Annotated in this window: 13 protein-coding genes and 1 other annotated feature (1 of these 14 running past the window's edge); of the genes, 9 read left to right on the forward strand and 4 right to left on the reverse strand. The window is 43.9% G+C overall.

The genetic code is table 11. The annotated features are described in order from the left end of the window. Nucleotides 1-48: a binding site (T-box leader), on the forward strand (it extends 215 nt beyond the left edge of the window). A 113-nt stretch (nucleotides 49-161) separates the two neighbouring features. Further along, nucleotides 162-1247, forward strand: coding sequence for an aspartate-semialdehyde dehydrogenase (gene asd / locus ACFQZR_RS19965; protein WP_379349172.1), 1086 nt, complete (start codon nucleotides 162-164; stop codon nucleotides 1245-1247). A gap of 79 nt (nucleotides 1248-1326) precedes the next feature. Here the strand turns inward: asd and ACFQZR_RS19970 are convergent, their stop codons facing one another. The 4 genes from ACFQZR_RS19970 to ACFQZR_RS19985 form a co-directional block, all read right to left on the reverse strand. After that, nucleotides 1327-1983: an ABC transporter ATP-binding protein gene (locus tag ACFQZR_RS19970; protein WP_379349174.1), complete on the reverse strand. Its 657-nt coding sequence runs from the start codon at nucleotides 1981-1983 to the stop codon at nucleotides 1327-1329. Beyond that, a complete protein-coding gene (locus tag ACFQZR_RS19975) occupies nucleotides 1980-3626 on the reverse strand; it encodes an ABC transporter permease (protein WP_379349177.1) in 1647 nt (548 codons plus the stop codon). Before ACFQZR_RS19975 ends, ACFQZR_RS19970 begins: the two co-directional genes overlap by 4 nt. Nucleotide 3627: 1 nt before the next feature. Continuing rightward, complete coding sequence (locus ACFQZR_RS19980) at nucleotides 3628-4707, reverse strand: Fe(3+) ABC transporter substrate-binding protein (RefSeq protein ID WP_379349179.1); 1080 nt, start codon at nucleotides 4705-4707, stop codon at nucleotides 3628-3630. A 333-nt stretch (nucleotides 4708-5040) separates the two neighbouring features. After that, nucleotides 5041-6090 (reverse strand): 2,3-butanediol dehydrogenase, encoded by a 1050-nt coding sequence (locus tag ACFQZR_RS19985; protein WP_379349181.1) that lies wholly within the window; start codon nucleotides 6088-6090, stop codon nucleotides 5041-5043. Between the two features lie 252 nt (nucleotides 6091-6342). On the opposite strand from ACFQZR_RS19985, the gene ACFQZR_RS19990 reads away from it, so the two are divergent. From ACFQZR_RS19990 to ACFQZR_RS20025, 8 genes are all read left to right on the forward strand, one after another. Beyond that, the gene (locus ACFQZR_RS19990) at nucleotides 6343-7371 is read left to right on the forward strand and encodes a LacI family DNA-binding transcriptional regulator (protein WP_379349448.1); all 1029 of its coding nucleotides are present in this window, start codon (nucleotides 6343-6345) and stop codon (nucleotides 7369-7371) included. A 136-nt stretch (nucleotides 7372-7507) separates the two neighbouring features. Next, nucleotides 7508-9325, forward strand: coding sequence for a cache domain-containing sensor histidine kinase (locus ACFQZR_RS19995; RefSeq protein WP_379349183.1), 1818 nt, complete (start codon nucleotides 7508-7510; stop codon nucleotides 9323-9325). Then, the gene (locus tag ACFQZR_RS20000) at nucleotides 9306-10847 is read left to right on the forward strand and encodes a response regulator transcription factor (protein ID WP_379349185.1); all 1542 of its coding nucleotides are present in this window, start codon (nucleotides 9306-9308) and stop codon (nucleotides 10845-10847) included. The genes ACFQZR_RS19995 and ACFQZR_RS20000 overlap by 20 nt, the downstream gene beginning before the upstream one ends. 138 nt (nucleotides 10848-10985) lie before the next feature. Then, nucleotides 10986-12281 carry an ABC transporter substrate-binding protein gene (locus ACFQZR_RS20005; RefSeq protein WP_379349187.1) on the forward strand — a complete coding sequence of 432 codons (1296 nt, stop codon included), beginning with the start codon at nucleotides 10986-10988 and terminating at the stop codon, nucleotides 12279-12281. A 71-nt stretch (nucleotides 12282-12352) separates the two neighbouring features. After that, the gene (locus ACFQZR_RS20010; protein ID WP_379349190.1) at nucleotides 12353-13246 is read left to right on the forward strand and encodes a carbohydrate ABC transporter permease; all 894 of its coding nucleotides are present in this window, start codon (nucleotides 12353-12355) and stop codon (nucleotides 13244-13246) included. Between the two features lie 2 nt (nucleotides 13247-13248). After that, nucleotides 13249-14118 (forward strand): carbohydrate ABC transporter permease, encoded by an 870-nt coding sequence (locus tag ACFQZR_RS20015; protein ID WP_379349450.1) that lies wholly within the window; start codon nucleotides 13249-13251, stop codon nucleotides 14116-14118. Between the two features lie 35 nt (nucleotides 14119-14153). Next, a complete protein-coding gene (locus ACFQZR_RS20020; RefSeq protein ID WP_379349192.1) occupies nucleotides 14154-16274 on the forward strand; it encodes a DUF5054 domain-containing protein in 2121 nt (706 codons plus the stop codon). A 185-nt stretch (nucleotides 16275-16459) separates the two neighbouring features. Next, nucleotides 16460-17698, forward strand: a complete 1239-nt coding sequence (locus tag ACFQZR_RS20025) for a chloride channel protein (RefSeq protein ID WP_379349194.1) — start codon at nucleotides 16460-16462, stop codon at nucleotides 17696-17698. Nucleotides 17699-17841 lie beyond the last annotated feature (143 nt).

The raw sequence follows: 17841 nt of genomic DNA on the forward strand, positions 1-17841 counted from the left end.
AGCGAAATTAGGGTGGTACCACGGGAATATACAGATCTCGTCTCTAAGACTATACGTCTTGGGGGTGGGATCTTTTTTGTTGTGAAAAAGCGTACTCAGCACACATGCAGCATACGATACATCAACTATAATGTTCGAATAGGAAAGGATCTGAATTTCTTATGGCACGTAAATTAAAAGCAGGTATTGTTGGTGGAACAGGAATGGTTGGGCAGCGGTTTATCGAACTGCTGAATGGGCATCCTTGGTTTGAAGTAACGAAAATTGCAGCAAGCGGCAGATCCGCAGGCAAAACATACGAAGAATCTGTAAAAGGCCGATGGAAGCTCGTTACACCAATGCCTGATGCGGTAAAAAATATCGTCGTTCTTGATGCAGCTAAAGTAGAGGAAGTTGCCGCTCAGGTGGATTTTATCTTCTGTGCAGTCGATATGACGAAGGCTGAGATTCAAGCGTTAGAAGAAGCGTATGCGAGAACGGGGACGCCTGTCATCTCGAACAATTCCGCACATCGTTGGACACCGGATGTTCCGATGGTTATTCCTGAAATTAACCCGCAGCACATTGAAGTGATCGAAGCGCAAAGAAAGCGTCTTGGGACTTCAACAGGTTTCATTGCGGTGAAGCCGAACTGTTCCATTCAAAGTTATGTGCCAGCACTTCATGCGCTGCTAGATTTCAAGCCGACTCAAGTGGTTGCATCGACGTATCAAGCGATTTCGGGAGCGGGAAAGAATTTCACAGACTGGCCTGAAATGCTGGATAATGTCATTCCTTATATTGGCGGCGAAGAAGAGAAGAGTGAACAAGAGCCGCTTCGCATCTGGGGAAGCTTGAACCACGGTGAAATTGTAAAAGCAAGCTCACCGATCATTACAACGCAATGTATCCGTGTTCCAGTTACAGATGGACACTTGGCAACCGTATTCGCATCGTTCGAGAACAAGCCTGCGAAGGACGAAATTCTTGCTCGCTGGTTGAACTTCAAAGGCCGTCCGCAAGAGCTTGAACTACCAAGTGCTCCGAAGCAGTTCATTACGTATTTTGAAGAAGATAACCGACCACAGACGAAGCTAGATCGTGAAATCGAGCGTGGCATGGGGGTTTCCGTGGGTAGATTGCGTGAGGATTCCATCTATGATTATAAATTCGTAGGTCTTTCCCACAACACATTGCGTGGCGCAGCAGGCGGTGCAGTTCTCATCGCAGAGCTTCTAAAGGCAGAAGGATATATTCAAGCGAAATAATGGTAGCCTGCCCGGGGCTGTAGAAAAAAAGGTAACGCAAGAAGATGAACCTTCTGCGTTACCTTTCTTAGATTAAGCATTATTTCACAACACTCATCTTCCCAAGCACAATACTACGACCACATATCGCCTCCACATCATTGCGATCATGCGTGACCATAATACAAGTCATGTTGGCTTTGTTCAATATCACCCCAAGTTCCTCTCGAATCGACTCTTTTAGATTCGCATCTAAGTTGCTGAAGGGTTCATCCATCAATAACACATTCGGCTTGGGGGCAAGCGCGCGAGCAAGAGCAATCCTTTGCTGCTGTCCTCCACTTAATTCATGCGGATACCTTTCACCGAAGTTCTCCATTTGGACAAGCTCCAGCATCTCATCTACACGCGATTTCCGTTGTTTTCGAGGCAGATGGGATAGACCAAACAGAATATTATCCTTTACCGTCATATGAGGGAATAGGGCATAGTCTTGGAACACCATTCCAACGCCTCTATTCTCAGGTTGAATAAATACACCTTCACTTACTACGATAGTGCCCGCAATATGAATGGTTCCTTTGTTCGGCATTTCTAAGCCTGATATTAGTCGAAGTAATGTACTTTTTCCGCTTCCACTGGGTCCTAGAATACCGACAATTTCACCCTTTTCCATAGAGAACGAAAAATCGTGAATCACGGGATCCTCTTTCCGAGAAAATGAAAACGTGAGACCTTGAATGTCGACAATACTCATTGTTTCACCTTCTTACCTATCATCTGAATGATTATTACAGATACAATACTAATTGCGATGATGAGAAGCGATGAGATCGAGGCCTCATGGATTTGCTCATCGTTGGCATATTGATACGTCTTAGTTGCTAACGTTTCGAAATTAAAAGGTCTCAACAACAAAGCGAGCGGCAGCTCCTTGCAAATTTCAACAAAAGTTAATATAAAGCCGCTAATTATAGACCCTTTAATTAAAGGGAGATCCACTTTAAAGAATGTTCTTGTCTTGCCTAGTCCAAGCATTCTTGAAGCTTCCGTATATTTCGTACCCACTTTCTCAAAGCCCACTTCAATCGCATTAAATCCGGTAGCCATAAAACGAATACAATAGCCAACGATTAACATGACTAAAGATAAGCTTAAGATGAGAGGTGCTTTACCCAGCCCCATCGACGAGTACAGCGGTGCAAGCCATTTATCCAACGCAATGAACATCGCGAGTACACCAATTGCAATAATGGGACCTGGAATCGAATACCCTGAAGTTACGCATTTCGATAGGATGAATGATAATGAAGAATGCGATCGGCATACGTTCGCGACAACAACAGCAAGTATAAGAATGATCATTGTAGAGATGACTGCTACATACACGGTTTGATATAACAATGTAAAAAAGGAAGTGTCCCACACTTTATGAAACGTCATTTTGGCCCAAGCAATCAACTGAACGAACGGGATGAGGAACCCTATTAGAAACACGATTCCGCAATACATGAAGGCAGCGATCCCAGCCATCCCTGTCAGCTTCACAGGTACAAGCGGTCTCGATTTATTACTTACATGATAACGCCGCCGCTGTCTAAGCAGTCTTTCGAACAAGAACATGCCAACGATGATAACCATCAACCAAGCAGCCAGTCTCATCGCGGAATCGACATCGTACATCCCGAACCATGTCTGAAAAATAGCTGTGGAAATCGTGTGAATACCCAATAAGCTCGTAACTCCATAGTCACCCAGCACTTCATAGATAACTAATACGACACCTCCAATAATAGCCGGCCTGGAAAGAGGGAGGACGATTCTAAAAAATACTGCAAATGGGCCTCGGCCTAATAGTCTTGCATTCTCGATATATGACGTGCTCTGATTTTCAAGAAAAGCTCTCGTGATCATGTACACATATGGAAATAGGAATAGCGTGAAAATAAAAACGGCTCCACCTATTCCTGAAACGGTTAATAATTCCGGATTCATCTGATAATCGAAATGATTCCTTAACGTAGATTGAACCACGCCTGTATAACCAAGCATGGTTCGATAAGTATAAGCAGCTATAAATGTCGGGATTGAGAGGGGCAGCATTAATCCCCAACGGAAAAAACGTTTCAGCGGAAAATCATAGGCCGCAATCAACCACGCCAAGGTAACACCCAGGATGGCTGTAAGAATAGCAGTCATGACCACGAGTAGGATGGTGTTCGTCACGTAATTTTTCAGCAAGTACTGACGAATGTGCAGCCAGTTCTCATTAGGTTCTTGAACGATAGAAGAGAATATAACAAGGATAGGCAGTAGAATAACTACTGCCCCAACGATGCTTATGATCCACCAACCGTTAAACTCTTTTTTTAGATTACGCTTTATCAACTCTGCTCGCATCTTACTTCCAGCCTGTTTTATTGAAGATTTCGATTGCCTTTTTATTATGCTCCCCTAGCGTATCAAAGTTTAATTCTTGCATTTTGAAGTCGCCCCAGCTATTTAGCAATTCTGGTTTTTTCGCATTAGCATTGACTGGGAATTCATAGTTATGGGCTGACAAGAACTCTTGAGCTTCAACACTTGTCATATACTCAATCAGTTTAATCGCATTTTCTTTGTTCTTGCTGTGCTTCGTCAATCCCATTCCGCTGATATTTACATGCGTACCATTGGTTTCTTGGTTCGGGAAGAAGACGCCGATATTATTCGCAACTTTGACTTCTTCAGGATCTTTGGAATTTGCTAGCAATCCAACATAATAGGTGTTCATAATGGCCACATCACCAGTACCTGCTGCAATGGCTTTGGCTTGGTCACGGTCACCGCCGTCTGGTTGACGGGCAAAATTGTTCACGATTCCTTTGGCCCATTGTTCCGCTTTTTCTTCACCGTTCAATTCAATAAAGGAAGCAAGCAGGGATTGGTTATATAGACTTGTTGATGAACGAACCAACAATTTTCCTTTCCATTTGTCACTTGTTAAATCCTCATAAGTAGACAATTGGTCAGGGGAGACTCTATCTTTCGAGTAGGCGATGATCCGTGCTCTTGTTGCCAACCCGATCCAGTTATTATCTGCATCACGAAGGTTTTTGGGTACGTTCTTATCAATCGTCTCTGAAGTAACAGGTTGCAGGATATCATTCTGCTTGGCATTAGCAAGGACGCCGCCGTCTACTGTAACGAATAAATCAGCTTGTGTACTTTCGCCTTCACGCTTTAATCGCTCAATTAGCTCTTCCGCTTCTCCTTTGACAACATTCACTTTAATGCCTGTAGCTTCTGTAAATTTATTAAAAAGCTCTTGATCCACTTCATAGTGTCTTGCCGTATAAACATTTACTTCTTGATTTTTAGCTGTTGTCGGTGTTGAAGCTGCTTTGTCTTCTGTGTTACTTGAAGTTGGTCCGCAGCCAGCTAGGCCAATCGTTAGTAGCGTACCAGCTAATAAGGATTTAAATACCTTTGGTAAATTCATGATTCATATCGACTCCCTCTGTATATGTATCCATTTGATATTGATAATTATTATCAATTACACCTTTATTCTATTGGACCATCCTGTCGAATGTCAACCATAAATTTATGCAAAATTTTGCATATAAACATAATGGAATTTAGTGGATATTTTAAGTTGGCAATACTACGAATCTTCTGAAAATTAGACAAGGAAGAATTTATAAGCCTGCTATCATAACGATCGGTTCCTAACAAAAATAGGCGAGCATTCTCTTGTTGAACTCAGAGATACGCTCGCCGTTTATACAACGCTTTTTTTCGAACGAGGCTGTGACTAACCTAGCTTCGTTTTTTATTCCGCCTTCACCAAAATCTTCACCTGATTCTTTTCTTTCAACAACGCTTCAAACCCTTCTTCAACAACCTCATCCAGCTTAATCCGTTTCGTAACAAGCTTCTCAGCGGAGAAGTAGCCTTGCGCCATCAAGCTGATCACGGCAGGGAAGACGTTGCGATAACCGATAATTCCTTTGATTGAGCGTTCCATCATGACAATATTATTTGGTTTAATGGATGCTTCTTTCTCGAAAATGCTGACGATCATCAATTCGCCGCCGATTCTCGTGGAATTAAGAGCTTGTGTAAGGACAGGAGGGACCCCGGTCACTTCATAAGCGACATCTGCTCCGCCGCCTGTGCGTTTGTGGATTTCTTCCACAACATCGTACTCTTTCGGGTCAATGACGATGGCGCCAAGCTCCGTTGCTTTTTGCTTCCGCTCAGGAGACAGCTCCACCGCATAGATCTCGGCTGCGCCAGAGGCTTTCAATGCTTCAATCACGAGCAAGCCGATAGGGCCCGCGCCGAATACGACAGCTTTATCGCCAACTTTCAGTTTGCTCTGACGCACGGCATGGAGCGCAACGGCGGATGGTTCTACCAGTGCACCTTGTTCATAGGAAATGCTGTCCGGAATTTTGTGAACCATATATTCTTCCGCAGCTACGTATTCGGAGAATCCACCGCCGCCCCCCGCAAGACCGAGGAAGCCCATGGTGGAGCATAGGTTATAGTAACCGGATTTACACGCATCACATGTACCGCAAGCATAGATCGGCTCCACAACGACGCGATCCCCGACTTTCACTTTGGACACGCCTTCACCAATCTCGACGACTTGTCCGGAAAATTCATGGCCCATCACGATCGGCGCTTTTTCCCCTGTGATTGGATGCGGAGTACCCTCAGGAATGAAGATTGGACCTGCTGTATATTCATGTAAGTCGCTGCCGCAAATGCCGCACCATTCGACTTTGATTTTCACTTTACCTGGTAAAGCCGTTGGTTCTTCAATGTGTTCTACACGCAAATCTTTGAGGCCATGCCATCTGAGTGCTTTCACCTTGTTCATCCCCTTAGAAATGTTGAATTACGAAAAAATATATTTATCTTTCGGAAATACGAGATAATTTTAGGAAACGTTTCCGATGACTACTATGTCACTAAATCGTCAAACTGTCAATGTTAAAAATGTTATTGACGTACAAAATTGACCATGTACCTGATTCTATTGCGTTTATGTTATAATACAAATATTCATGAACGACACATACGATTGTGGAAACGATTTCGGATAAGTAGGGACGTGCTGGAATTGAGTAAAGATAAAGTGACGATCGAGGATGTCGCTGCACGAGCGGGGGTTGGGATCGCAACCGTGTCGAGAGCGATTAACAATATGGGTGGGATTAGCCCGAAGACGAAGGCCAAGGTGATGGAAGCGGTCGAGGAGCTAGGATTCATTCCGAATACGAATGCGCAGAACTTGAAGCTGCGTCAGACCAAGCTGATTGCGCTCGCCGTACCGGATATTCGCAACGCGTTTGTTCCGGAAATCGCCTATTCGGTCGAACAGGCGGCCAAGCATTATGGCTATCGCGTGGTTCAGATTAATACATTAGGTAATATAACGTCAGAGCTCGAGCTGCTGCGTGATATGAAGAAGCTTCATGTAGACGGGCTTATTATTCTGCCGCTTGCTTATCCGGATACACTCAAGGATCTGATTAATAAAGCCAAGCTTCCGATCTCCATTATCAACTATGGCAAAAAATTAGAGCCAGATATTAAGGCGGATATCGTCAGTCTCTCCACGCAAGAAGGCAGGCTTGTCATGGAGCATCTGATTAGTATCGGCAGGACGAGAATCGGCTATGCGGGGGCTCCGAAAGAGATCATTGAGGAGCGGTTTTTTGCATATGAGGATGCGCTGGATCAAGTCGATCGATCGCTGGTCTATTTCGGAGATGATTTCTCACTCCAGACGGGGGCAAGAGCAGCAGATTATTTCGTGAATCTGACCCATATGCCGGATGCCATCTATGCGGGCAATGATATGGTCGCGATTGGGCTGCTGAATCGGTTCAAAGAACTAGGTGTACGTGTGCCGGAAGATATCGCGATCGTCGGCATCGATAACAATCTATTGTGTACGATCACGACGCCGAAAATTAGCTCCGTCTCCATTATGGGGTCGGAAGTCGCGAAGGTGGCGACAGAGCTTCTATTGCAGCGCATCCATGAGCAGAAAAAAGGCCTGTACGAGCGGATCCAGTTCGAGCCAAGACTCATCGTGAGAGAATCTAGCTTACCGCGAACGCGCACCACCCAGCAAATTGATTAAATTGAGCATAAACAATGAAGAAGCTGTTTTCCCGAGGGAAGACAGCTTTTTTGCTGAATCGTTAGAGATATTGTAATAGTTGTACCAGATAAATTTTGATAGAATGTGATGTAATATGTTCTAGGCAGGTGATACCGTGATCAGCAGATGGAATCTGAATACGATTCGTGTAAAAATCGTCGTTTACTTTAGTGTTATTTTCCTGTTTGTCCTATCGATATTAGGAATCGTAACTTATCGCTTCATGTCAGACAAGCTAACCACGGAAATCTATGCGTACACGCAAAAAATCATTGATGAAAAACGAATAAGTATGGACACCTACTTTAACCAGATCAAATCCTTGGTGGAATTGGTCGCAGCGAACTCCAATACGATCGGTCTAGTCAGAGAGCAGTCATCTGACAATTATGAACGCAAGCTGTACTATAGCCGGGAAACCGTCAGCTTGATGCAGAATGTCTTCAATTTTAATCCGCAAATCAAAGAGATCGGTATTCTGAATAAGGATGGGCAAATTATCGAGGGTGTCGGCAAAGCGATTAATAGAAGCTACAATTTTTACAATCAGCCTTGGTTTGAGAATAAAAAGTATCCACTCTTTAAAGTGGAGTTCATTGGCGTCCATCCGCAAGATTACTATCTATACGCCGAAGATGGAGCCAGTGCGCGCAATCAAAAGATGATTTCAGCTGTTGCACCTGTTGTTGATTTTTTCAAACCGAGTGAAGCGATGAACTCGATGGTCTTATTCAATCTGAAGGTGGATAATCTGGATGCTCTATTAAATAAGCCTACGCTGGAGAAAACAGGCACCCTGTTTATTCTGGATCATGACAATAAGGCCGTGAATCCGGTCCCTTCCCATTTCAAATCAAGCTTACAAGAAATTCAAAAATTAAAATTTGAAAATGAAGAAGGGCGAATGACCGTCAAAATTCAGAATAAAGAATATGCTGTTGCGTATCAGACATCCAACGTCACGGGGTGGAAAATTGCGGCATTCATTCCGATGGATGAGATTTTCAGTCATATGAGTCCGATCCAGAAAATTATCATTGTTACGATCATTATTGCGCTGATCTTAGTCCTGTTGACGTCGATCTTGCTCTCATCTAAAATTACGAAACCGCTGATGACGCTCATGCAAAAGATGAAACGAATAGAGCAGGGCCAATTGCATGTTGTTCTGTATGATGCAAGTGGTACCGAGGAAGTTAAGCAGCTTAGTCAGCGTATCGACAACATGATTCAGAGCATCCAGCAGTTGAACCAGGATGTATATTCGTATCGGCTGATTAGTAAGAATATGGAGCTCAAAGCGCTGCAGAATCAGATTAACCCTCATTTCTTATACAACACCTTGCAATCCCTTAAGGCGCTGGCGGTGCTGGGGAGAACCAAGGATATCAGTAATATGGTGACGCAAATCGGACTTATGCTTCGTTATGCGATCAACAATATGCAGGAAGTGGTAACGATCAAGCAGGAGCTGGACCATGTTCGAAGCTACTTGGAAATTCAAAACTTCAGGTACCCGAATCAATTTACGAGCGAGATTAGTTGTGATGAGGAACTGCTTGGAGAACCCTGCCTGAAATTTACGCTTCAACCTATTGTAGAGAATATTTATTCCCATGCGTTTGAACATCGCAATCAAGGGTGCTTTAAGATCGAAATTCATCCTTGCTCCCAGGGAATTCAAATCGAAATTTCCGATGACGGCGTAGGGATTCCGCTCGAGAAATTAGAGGACATCCGGCGGGAGTTGCTGGATCATGTGGAAGGCGATTATGATGGCGGTGTTGGACTCAGCAATGTTCACCAGCGGCTTATACGAAAATATGGAGATCAATATGGTGTATTGATTGAATCTGTATTGAATATCGGTACAACCATTACGATTATTTTCCCGAGGGGGGACGGTATAGATCATGAGAGTTCTATTGGCTGATGATGAGGTTTTGACACTGAGTATGATGGAGAATTTAATTGATTGGGAAGCTTTATCCCTTCAAATAGTCGGAAAGGCTGCGGATGGACAGCAAGCCTTGGATCTGATTGCAGCAGAGAAACCGGATATTCTGATCACCGATATTCGAATGCCGCGGATGGATGGATTAGAGCTTATTAAATCTGCCAATGCCATATATCCTGACTTGAAAATGATCATCATGAGCGCCTATGGAGAATTTAATTACGCGGTGGAAGCCATGAAGTATGGTGTGATGGGTTACTTATTAAAGCCTGTGGATGAACAAGAGCTTATTGGATTGCTTCGGGATGCCGCGATAGAAGTGGAACGGTTAAGGGAAATGAAGGAACGGGTATGGCGGGATCAGGAGATGCAGCAGGAGACCTTGATAAGAGACTTTCTGTTAAGTCAATCGCGGCCAGAGTCGAATAGAGTCACGGCGATGTTACCTCATTTGCTGCAGCCCTACCGTGTTGTGAATATCCGCGTTGAAGGGAACAGCTATGAGGATCAGCTCTTATGGGAGTCCGTCAAGCTTATTCGAGATCGCGAGATGAACGTGCAGGGGATATGGAATAAACCACTTAAGATTCATTCTGCTGAATGGGTGCTCATCATTCAAGAAGAGGAATTTGGCACGATCATAGAAGAATTGAAATTAAAGATGATGAATCAGAACGCCAATTATTTGATTGGAATGAGTAAAGCGAAACAGAGCTGGGAGCAGCTATGGGAATCCTATCAGGAAACGGTGGAAGTGACAAGGCTGCGATTTTATTTGGCAGATCAATTCCTATTTGATAGTGAGAAGCTGCTGCAGCATCGGGAGGAAGCGCATCAGGATTGGAATGAAATGAATTTGATTGATGAGATGACAGCGGCCATTGTGGCGTCCAATATGAGCAAAGGCCATATGCTGCTGGATCAGTTGTTCGAACATATTAGCGATGCGGTGGGAACGGAACCGGAGCAAATGTACGAGCTGTGTTACAGTATGATGATGCAGCTTAAAATACGGTTATGGGAAATGAAATGGGATCAAGCATACGTATACGTAAATGGAATAACTTCCTCTAAATTACATCAGTATAAAACATGGATTGAGCTGAAAAGGTTTATGAGCCAGCTGCTTGCGGATATTGCTGCAATGAAAGAAAATCAATCCGCGAACAGTCAGCTGATCGATAAGGCGAAATGGTATATCGCGAAGCATTATAACGAGAATATTACCTTGGAAGCGATTTGCGGATATATTGCCGTAAGCAAAAATTATTTTAGTTCTTTATTTAAGAAAGAAACAGGCATGAATGTGTGGGATTACGTGACAGAGCTGAGAATGGAGCAGGCCAAGAAACTCATCGTACAGACAACGATGAAAAACTATGAAATTGCCATGGAGATCGGCTACGATAATCCGAGCTACTTCACCAAGATGTTCAAGAAAGCGACAGGATCCTCGCCAAATGAATACAGAATGCTGGTTAAGGCTGGTTTGATGTAAGCGCCATCATGAACATAATATAGTGTTAGAAAAAGCGTAACTTCGTATCAATTGTTACGCTTTTCTTATTATACAATAGGTCTTGTAAGCGCTATCGAATATATACAAAGAACAGAATTATTAAATGGGGAGGATTTTATGAAAAAGGTACTTACAATGCTAACACTAGTGTCTCTGATGTTTTCCGTCTTCTTGACAGGCTGTGGTAATGCAAAGAATGAAGGCAGCACATCGAATGCAGAAAATGCTAAAACAGGGGAAAAAACAGTAACTAAAGTCAAAATTATGGGATTTAATGCTGAAAATGCGCGTAAAACGTATTTGGATCTACTCCGTACGAAATTCCCAGAATACGAAATTGAATATCAATTTGTAGAGAATGGTCAATATGAAAATATTTTAGGTACTTATTTTGCAACTGGCGAAGGGCCGGACATTATTGAGGGTACGGATTCCAAGTTTGCCTATTCCGGTTTCTTAGAAGATTTATCAGGACAGCCTTTTGTACAGAAGTATTATGATACAGGTCTCAAGCCATTTACCTTTGATGGCAAAGTATACGGCATTCCGCTTCAATCCTGGTTCGAGGGGATTTGGTACAACAAAGAGATCTTCGAGAAGAATAATCTGAGTGTGCCGAAGACCTTCGATGAATGGATGGATATCCATGATAAACTTCGCGCAGCGGGAATCAAGCCGCAAACCATGGGCGGTAAGAGCTGGGAGCCTATGATGAAGCAAGCAACGGCTGTCGTATTAAATGAGTTTTATTCCAAAGAAGAGAATAAGAATTTTGATGAGGAATTCGGAAAAGGAACGAAGAAATTAAGCGGAAATTGGACCGAAGGCTACAAAATTTGGAGCGAGACCGTTAAGCGCGGTAACGTCACCAAAGAAATGCTCGGTTATGAGAATGATCAAGCAGAGAACGAATTTGCTACAGGCAAAGCAGCGATGTATGAATCGGGTCCTTGGTCTTATGAATCCATCATGAAGAAGAACCCGAATATCAAGCTGGGCATGTTCCCGATTCCTGGGAAGGAAGCAGGTCCAGGCTGGTTGATTGGCGGTCCAGGCAGCTCCTTCTCCATTAATAGCAGCAGTAAAAATAAAGAAGCCGCATTGAAAATATTAGAGTTTACTTCCACACCAGAAGCGCAAGAAGCACTGATTAAAGATAATTTTGGTACCTCCTTCTTGAAAGGGATGCAGACAAATAATCTTCCAGAACAATATGCCGATAGTGCAGAAGCGTTCAAGTTAGGACATGTGTATGCACCATGGCCGAACTGGGGAGTGCTTGCGGGGAACTCCGTCATTATCGAGCTTGGCAAGCAATTGCAGAACTATATTGTAGGCAGCAACGATATTGATCAAGTACTTGCAGAAGCAGATAAAAAAGCAGATGAATTTAGAAAAGTAGCTCAAAAGTAAGAGATGTGGAGAGGAGTGTGTACTGATGAGGTTCACACTCCTGTTCTATCGAAAAGAGGTGTGGATGGTACGTGGGAACAAATCGATTAAATACGAAGCGTAACTTGATATTTACAGGATTTATTTTACCGGCATTCATAGGATATTTCATATTTTATATTCTCCCGATTCTTTTAACCTTCGTATACAGTTTTACAGATTGGTCATTATTTAAACCGAAGATGAGCTTCATTGGCATCGAGAATTTCACGAGATTATTTCAAGATTCCGATGTGCTAACAGGAATCAGGAACTCGGTGGTGTATGCCATCCTGATGACGATTTTTCAAAATGCACTCGCGATCCCGCTTGCCATTGCACTGAACCAGCAATTGAAGAGCAAGAATATATTGCGGATGGTTTTTTTTGCACCGGCCGTATTAAGCCCATTGGTTGTAGGTTATTTGTGGTCCTACTTAATGTCTTCGACAGATTATGGTCTCATCAATCAATTGCTTGGTTATATGGGACTTGGACCTATTAACTTCCTTGGTGATCCGAACATTGCGTTATTCTCCGTCATCTTTACACAAGTATGGCAATGGACCGGGTACGCGATGATTATCTATCTGGCTAATCTCCAAAGTATATCGACGGAAATGTATGAAGCTGCAAATATTGACGGAGCGAACAGCTGGCAGAAATTCTGGAAGATGACGCTGCCTATGCTTATTCCATCGATTACGTTTAATACCGTCATGAGTATGATCGGCGGTCTCAAAGTATTTGATGTTGTCTTCTCTATGACGAAGGGTGGACCGGGTCACTCGACAGAGACCATTGTGATGACCCTGATGACCAAAGGGATTTCCGAGGGACAATATGGTTATGGATCCGCATTCGCAGTTGTATTCTCGATCATGATCATGATTGTCGTATTGATACAGCTTAAAGTTCTGAAGAGATGGGAGGATAAAGTGTTTTGAATATGACGATGGCATCACCCCAGAAGAAAGCACACTCCTCTGTTTTTTCGAAGAAGAAACGAAATACATTATTTTTGGAAATTATTATGATTTTAATTGCACTTGCCACGCTAATTCCATTGTACTATCTAATTGTAACGACCTTCAAAACGGGTGAGCAGGCTGCGGCTTCCCCGCTGTCCTTACCAACGAGTCTCGATTTTACGACCTATATCAACGCATGGAATACGATGAATTATACGAGAGTTCTTCTGAACAATGTCATTATCGCATTCTTTTCCGTTGCCGGCATTGTACTGCTGGCATCGATGGCTGCATATGGGTTGGAACGCAGAAAGACTAAGCTGACGAACGGGATCTTTGTTCTGTTCCTGATTGGTCTGATGATCCCGTTTCAGGTGGCTACGATCCCGCTGTTCCGTTTAATTAAAAGCTTCGGACTAAATGATACACTGCTTGGGGTTATTCTCATTAACATTTTTCTTCAAATGCCGTTTAATATTTTCCTGATGAAGAACTTTATCAAGACGGTACCGATGGAGCTCGAAGAGTCTGGGGCGATTGATGGCTGCGGAACATGGCGCACATTCTGGAACATTGTATTTCCTTTATTGACACCGATTATTGCTACACTGGCTATTCTGGCTTCATTAAGCGTGTGGAACGACTTTTATATTCCGCTGTTGTTCCTGCAATCTCGTGAAAAAGGGGTTATTCTGTTGGAGGTGTATCGGAATATCGGCCAATTCTCCGTGGACTGGACTTCATTCTTCCCGATGATGGTGCTTAGTATTTTGCCGCTTCTCATTTTGTACCTATTTATGCAGAAATACATTATTCAAGGGATCGCTAGCGGGGCAATTAAAGGATAAATAGATTCATTTGGAAGGATAAGAGGAGGGGGCATATGGCAAAGACAGCAGTCAAGACCGTACATGTTATCTATAAAACGCATCTGGATATTGGATTTACAGATTTGGCAGCCAACGTCGTAGATCAATATATGAATCAGTTCATTCCGAAGGCGTTGGATTTGTCAGAACAGGCTATGCATCAGGATGGTCGCCGTGATTTCATATGGACGACAGGATCTTGGCTTATCTATGAATATTTGAGAACAGCAGCGCCGCCGGACCGTCTTCGGATGGAACAGGCGATTCAAGACGGCCGAATTGCATGGCACGGGTTGCCTTTTACAACGCATACGGAGCTTATAGATCCTTCACTGTTTGAATTTGGATTGTCGCTTTCCAGCCGATTGGATCAACAATTTGGGAAACAGACGATTGCGGCCAAAATGACAGATGTACCTGGGCATACGATTGCGATGGTCCCTCATCTGGCGAAATTCGGCATTCAATATTTGCACTTGGGGGTCAACCCGGCATCCAAAACGCCAAATGTTCCCGCGGTATTCCGTTGGCAGGCTTCGGACGGATCTGAAGTGATCGTCAATTACGCGGACAATTATGGCCAAGCTTTAGAAATTGACGGGTTGGAGGATGCGCTTGTATTTGCGCATACGGGCGATAATTGCGGCCCTCCGTCCCTTGAAGATATACAGTCTCAATTGGATAGTCTGGCAGCGCAATACCCGGGAGCGGTCATCCAAGCCTCGACGCTGGATGCTTTTGCGGAACGGCTGTTGACGGTACGGGACAAGCTTCCGATCATAAAGGATGAAATCGGCGATAGCTGGATTCATGGCGCAGGCAGTGACCCGCTAAAGGTATCTCAATATCGGGAGCTTCTTCGCTTACGACGTCACTGGATCGACACGGGTGTACTGGACATGGAAAGCGAAGCGTATTATCGGTTTAGTGAGCGACTGCTGCTTATACCAGAGCATACGTGGGGAATGGACGAGAAGAAGTACCTTCCTGACTTTGAACATTATTCGCTGACAGATTTTGAGTCGGCACGGCAAATCGACCGCGTGCAGCCGAACGCTTCACGTAAATACGATTATATTGGTGCTTTTGCCATGGACGAGTTAGATGAGCGCTCCTCGGACTTATTTAACGGTGGGGCCTCGTCTAAATCCTACAGCTTATTCGAAAGCTCTTGGCAGGAACAGCGCGGATATCTTCAGCAGGCGATCGATGCACTGCCTGTTCATTTGCAGGATGAGGCCAAGTCGGCGCTTCAGAAGCTATGCTGCTGCGATATTCCGCAACAGCAGGGGGAAGATGGCATGTCTCTGAACGTGGGTGAGTGGTATCGCTTAGGCACCTTTGACGTGCGATTTGCAGCAGACGGTTCGGTGAACGGTCTTAAGGATCTTCAAGGCAAAGTCTGGGTCGATCCCGAGCATAGAATCGGTTCTTACCGGTACGAAACGTTCAGCAAAGCGAATTATGAGCGCTGGTTTGAGGAATATTTGGAGAATATAAGAGTGACGCACCCATGGTCAGAAGGCGATTTTGGCAAGCCGGGCATGGAATTTGCTCTTCCTAAGCCGGTACACCAGCTTCATGCCCCGATTTTACAAAGTTTACAGCATATCAGCTCTTGCTCAGAGGATCAGGTCATCGTGAGATTAACCATGCCTTCCAACACTGTGAAGGATACGGGAGCGCCGAAAGAGCTTGTACTGAAATATATCTTTTCGAAATCATGTGACCTTATGGATGTCATCCTGCTGTGGAAGGACAAAAAAGCGTTCAGATTACCAGAAGCGGGCTGGATGTCGATCAACTTGGCTATAGATAATCCCAACCATTGGGAGCTTGGAAAGATGGGGCAGTGGGTATCTCCGCTGTTCGTCGTGAAGAATGGCAATCGCAATATGCATGCGGTGAATGAGGGTGTAAGATACTTGGGAACCGACGGACATGTGCAGATCACCACTTTAGATGCTCCGTTAGTATGCCCGGGAGAGCCAAGACTGCTTCAGTTCGATCAGACATTTGCCCCACTGGACGGCGGGATGCATTTCAATCTTCATAACAATGTATGGGGAACCAATTTTCCAATGTGGGTGGAAGGGGATGCGCAGTTCCGCTTTACGTTGGAGTGGATAAAATAGTGGATTTATTTTTAAATAGCATTACTCAATCAAGAAGCAGGGACGAATCATCGCCCTGCTTTTTTTGGTGCGCGATGTTTGGCGATGACCAGTAATTTTATGCTATACTCAAATAATTATTCAATTCGAAACGAACGAATCCAGCAATCAAGGTTGAGCTCTGACGGAAGGAGGGGAAATACAAGATGAAATTATTAGGCTTAAGTCGTTTAACGCTAAATAGCATCATAATCGGCGGGGTTGCTGGGCTTTTGACATGGAGCTTTTTAGCTGTTGTCTCTTTAACGACTCACTTTTTATGGGATACGATACCGAGTGTGGTTCATGTTCCATATTGGACCTTCATCGTGTGTTTAGTCGGAGGTATTTTGGTGGGATTATGTCAGAAGTACTTTGGTAATTACCCGCGTAATATGGAAGCAGTAATGGCAGAGTTCAAGGAAACCAAAAGGATTGATTATAGTTCTACATTTAAAAGTGCGATCACTGCGCTTTGTGTTCTTTCTTTTGGAGCCAGTCTTGGTCCCGAGGCAGCTTTGGTTGGTATTGTAGGCGGTCTTACTACATGGGCAGGGGATGCTATTAAATCTAGAGTGAAGAAAAAAGAAGTCGCCAATGAATATGGAGATATCATCATCGAGTACAGTGTTGAGACGACCATTGGTATGATTTTCAGATCCCCGTTATTTGGTGTGACGACATTCTTCGAGGATTGGAAAGACCCTAGATTTATCAAGTTGATCAAGACACTTGTGTATACCATAACGACGGCTGCTGGCTTTGGCGTATTTGTATTTTTATCCAAAATCGATAACAGAAAATTTACGATAGCTGATTTTGGTCCGGCAAGTATTGGTGGAAAAGAAATCATGGCGATCATCCCGCTGATACTGATCGGGGTATTGTTGGCCAAGCTATACGAGCTTTCTGGATCTATTTTTCATAAGGTACTTAAACCGCTTGATAATTATAAAATCGTCAAAGCGGTTATTGGCGGATTAGTACTCGGATTAGTAGGAACGGTTCTTCCGCTAACGATGTTTTCAGGGGAGCATGAGCTGACAGAATTAGCGGCAGACTGGCCCCAGATGTCTATTTATTTATTATTGATATTAGGCATTGTAAAGTTATTCTTAACCGAATTTTGTCTATCCACGGGCTGGCGCGGAGGACACATATTTCCTATTATTTTCGCAGGGGTAAGTATAGGGTACGCAATGGCGTCGATCTTCCCAATAGATCACGTAACATCCATTGCCATCATCACGACTGCACTTACCAGTGCCATCCTCAAAAAGCCAATCGCTGTTGTATTGATTTTGATGATGATATTCCCATTCGAGCTAATTATCCCAATGATCATAGCAGCCTATCTGCCAATCTATCTGTTGAAGCTGAAATGGCTGTCGGGTGCTGAAACTTAGGTATGGATGGGTGGTCCCACGAAAAAAATATTTTTGACAGTAGGCACCTGCTATAATGGCAGGTGTTTTTGCAGCAGGAGGGATGCAACAGGGACGGAGTATAACTCCGCCCCTGTATAAGATTACAATTCCATTTTGGTATC

Source organism: Paenibacillus sp. GCM10027629 (genome assembly GCF_042676425.1).
Taxonomy (GTDB): Bacteria; Bacillota; Bacilli; order Paenibacillales; family Paenibacillaceae; genus Paenibacillus_K; species Paenibacillus_K terrigena.

Excerpts from the sequence above, each read along its gene's own strand:
- asd (WP_379349172.1), top strand. The coding sequence starts at position 162 with ATGGCACGTAAATTAAAAGCAGGTATTGTTGGTGGAACAGGAATGGTT.
- ACFQZR_RS19970 (WP_379349174.1), bottom strand. The coding sequence starts at position 1,983 with ATGAGTATTGTCGACATTCAAGGTCTCACGTTTTCATTTTCTCGGAAA.
- ACFQZR_RS19975 (WP_379349177.1), bottom strand. The coding sequence starts at position 3,626 with ATGCGAGCAGAGTTGATAAAGCGTAATCTAAAAAAAGAGTTTAACGGT.
- ACFQZR_RS19980 (WP_379349179.1), bottom strand. The coding sequence starts at position 4,707 with ATGAATTTACCAAAGGTATTTAAATCCTTATTAGCTGGTACGCTACTA.
- ACFQZR_RS20000 (WP_379349185.1), top strand. The coding sequence starts at position 9,306 with ATGAGAGTTCTATTGGCTGATGATGAGGTTTTGACACTGAGTATGATG.
- ACFQZR_RS20005 (WP_379349187.1), top strand. The coding sequence starts at position 10,986 with ATGAAAAAGGTACTTACAATGCTAACACTAGTGTCTCTGATGTTTTCC.
- ACFQZR_RS20015 (WP_379349450.1), top strand. The coding sequence starts at position 13,249 with ATGACGATGGCATCACCCCAGAAGAAAGCACACTCCTCTGTTTTTTCG.
- ACFQZR_RS20020 (WP_379349192.1), top strand. The coding sequence starts at position 14,154 with ATGGCAAAGACAGCAGTCAAGACCGTACATGTTATCTATAAAACGCAT.
- ACFQZR_RS20025 (WP_379349194.1), top strand. The coding sequence starts at position 16,460 with ATGAAATTATTAGGCTTAAGTCGTTTAACGCTAAATAGCATCATAATC.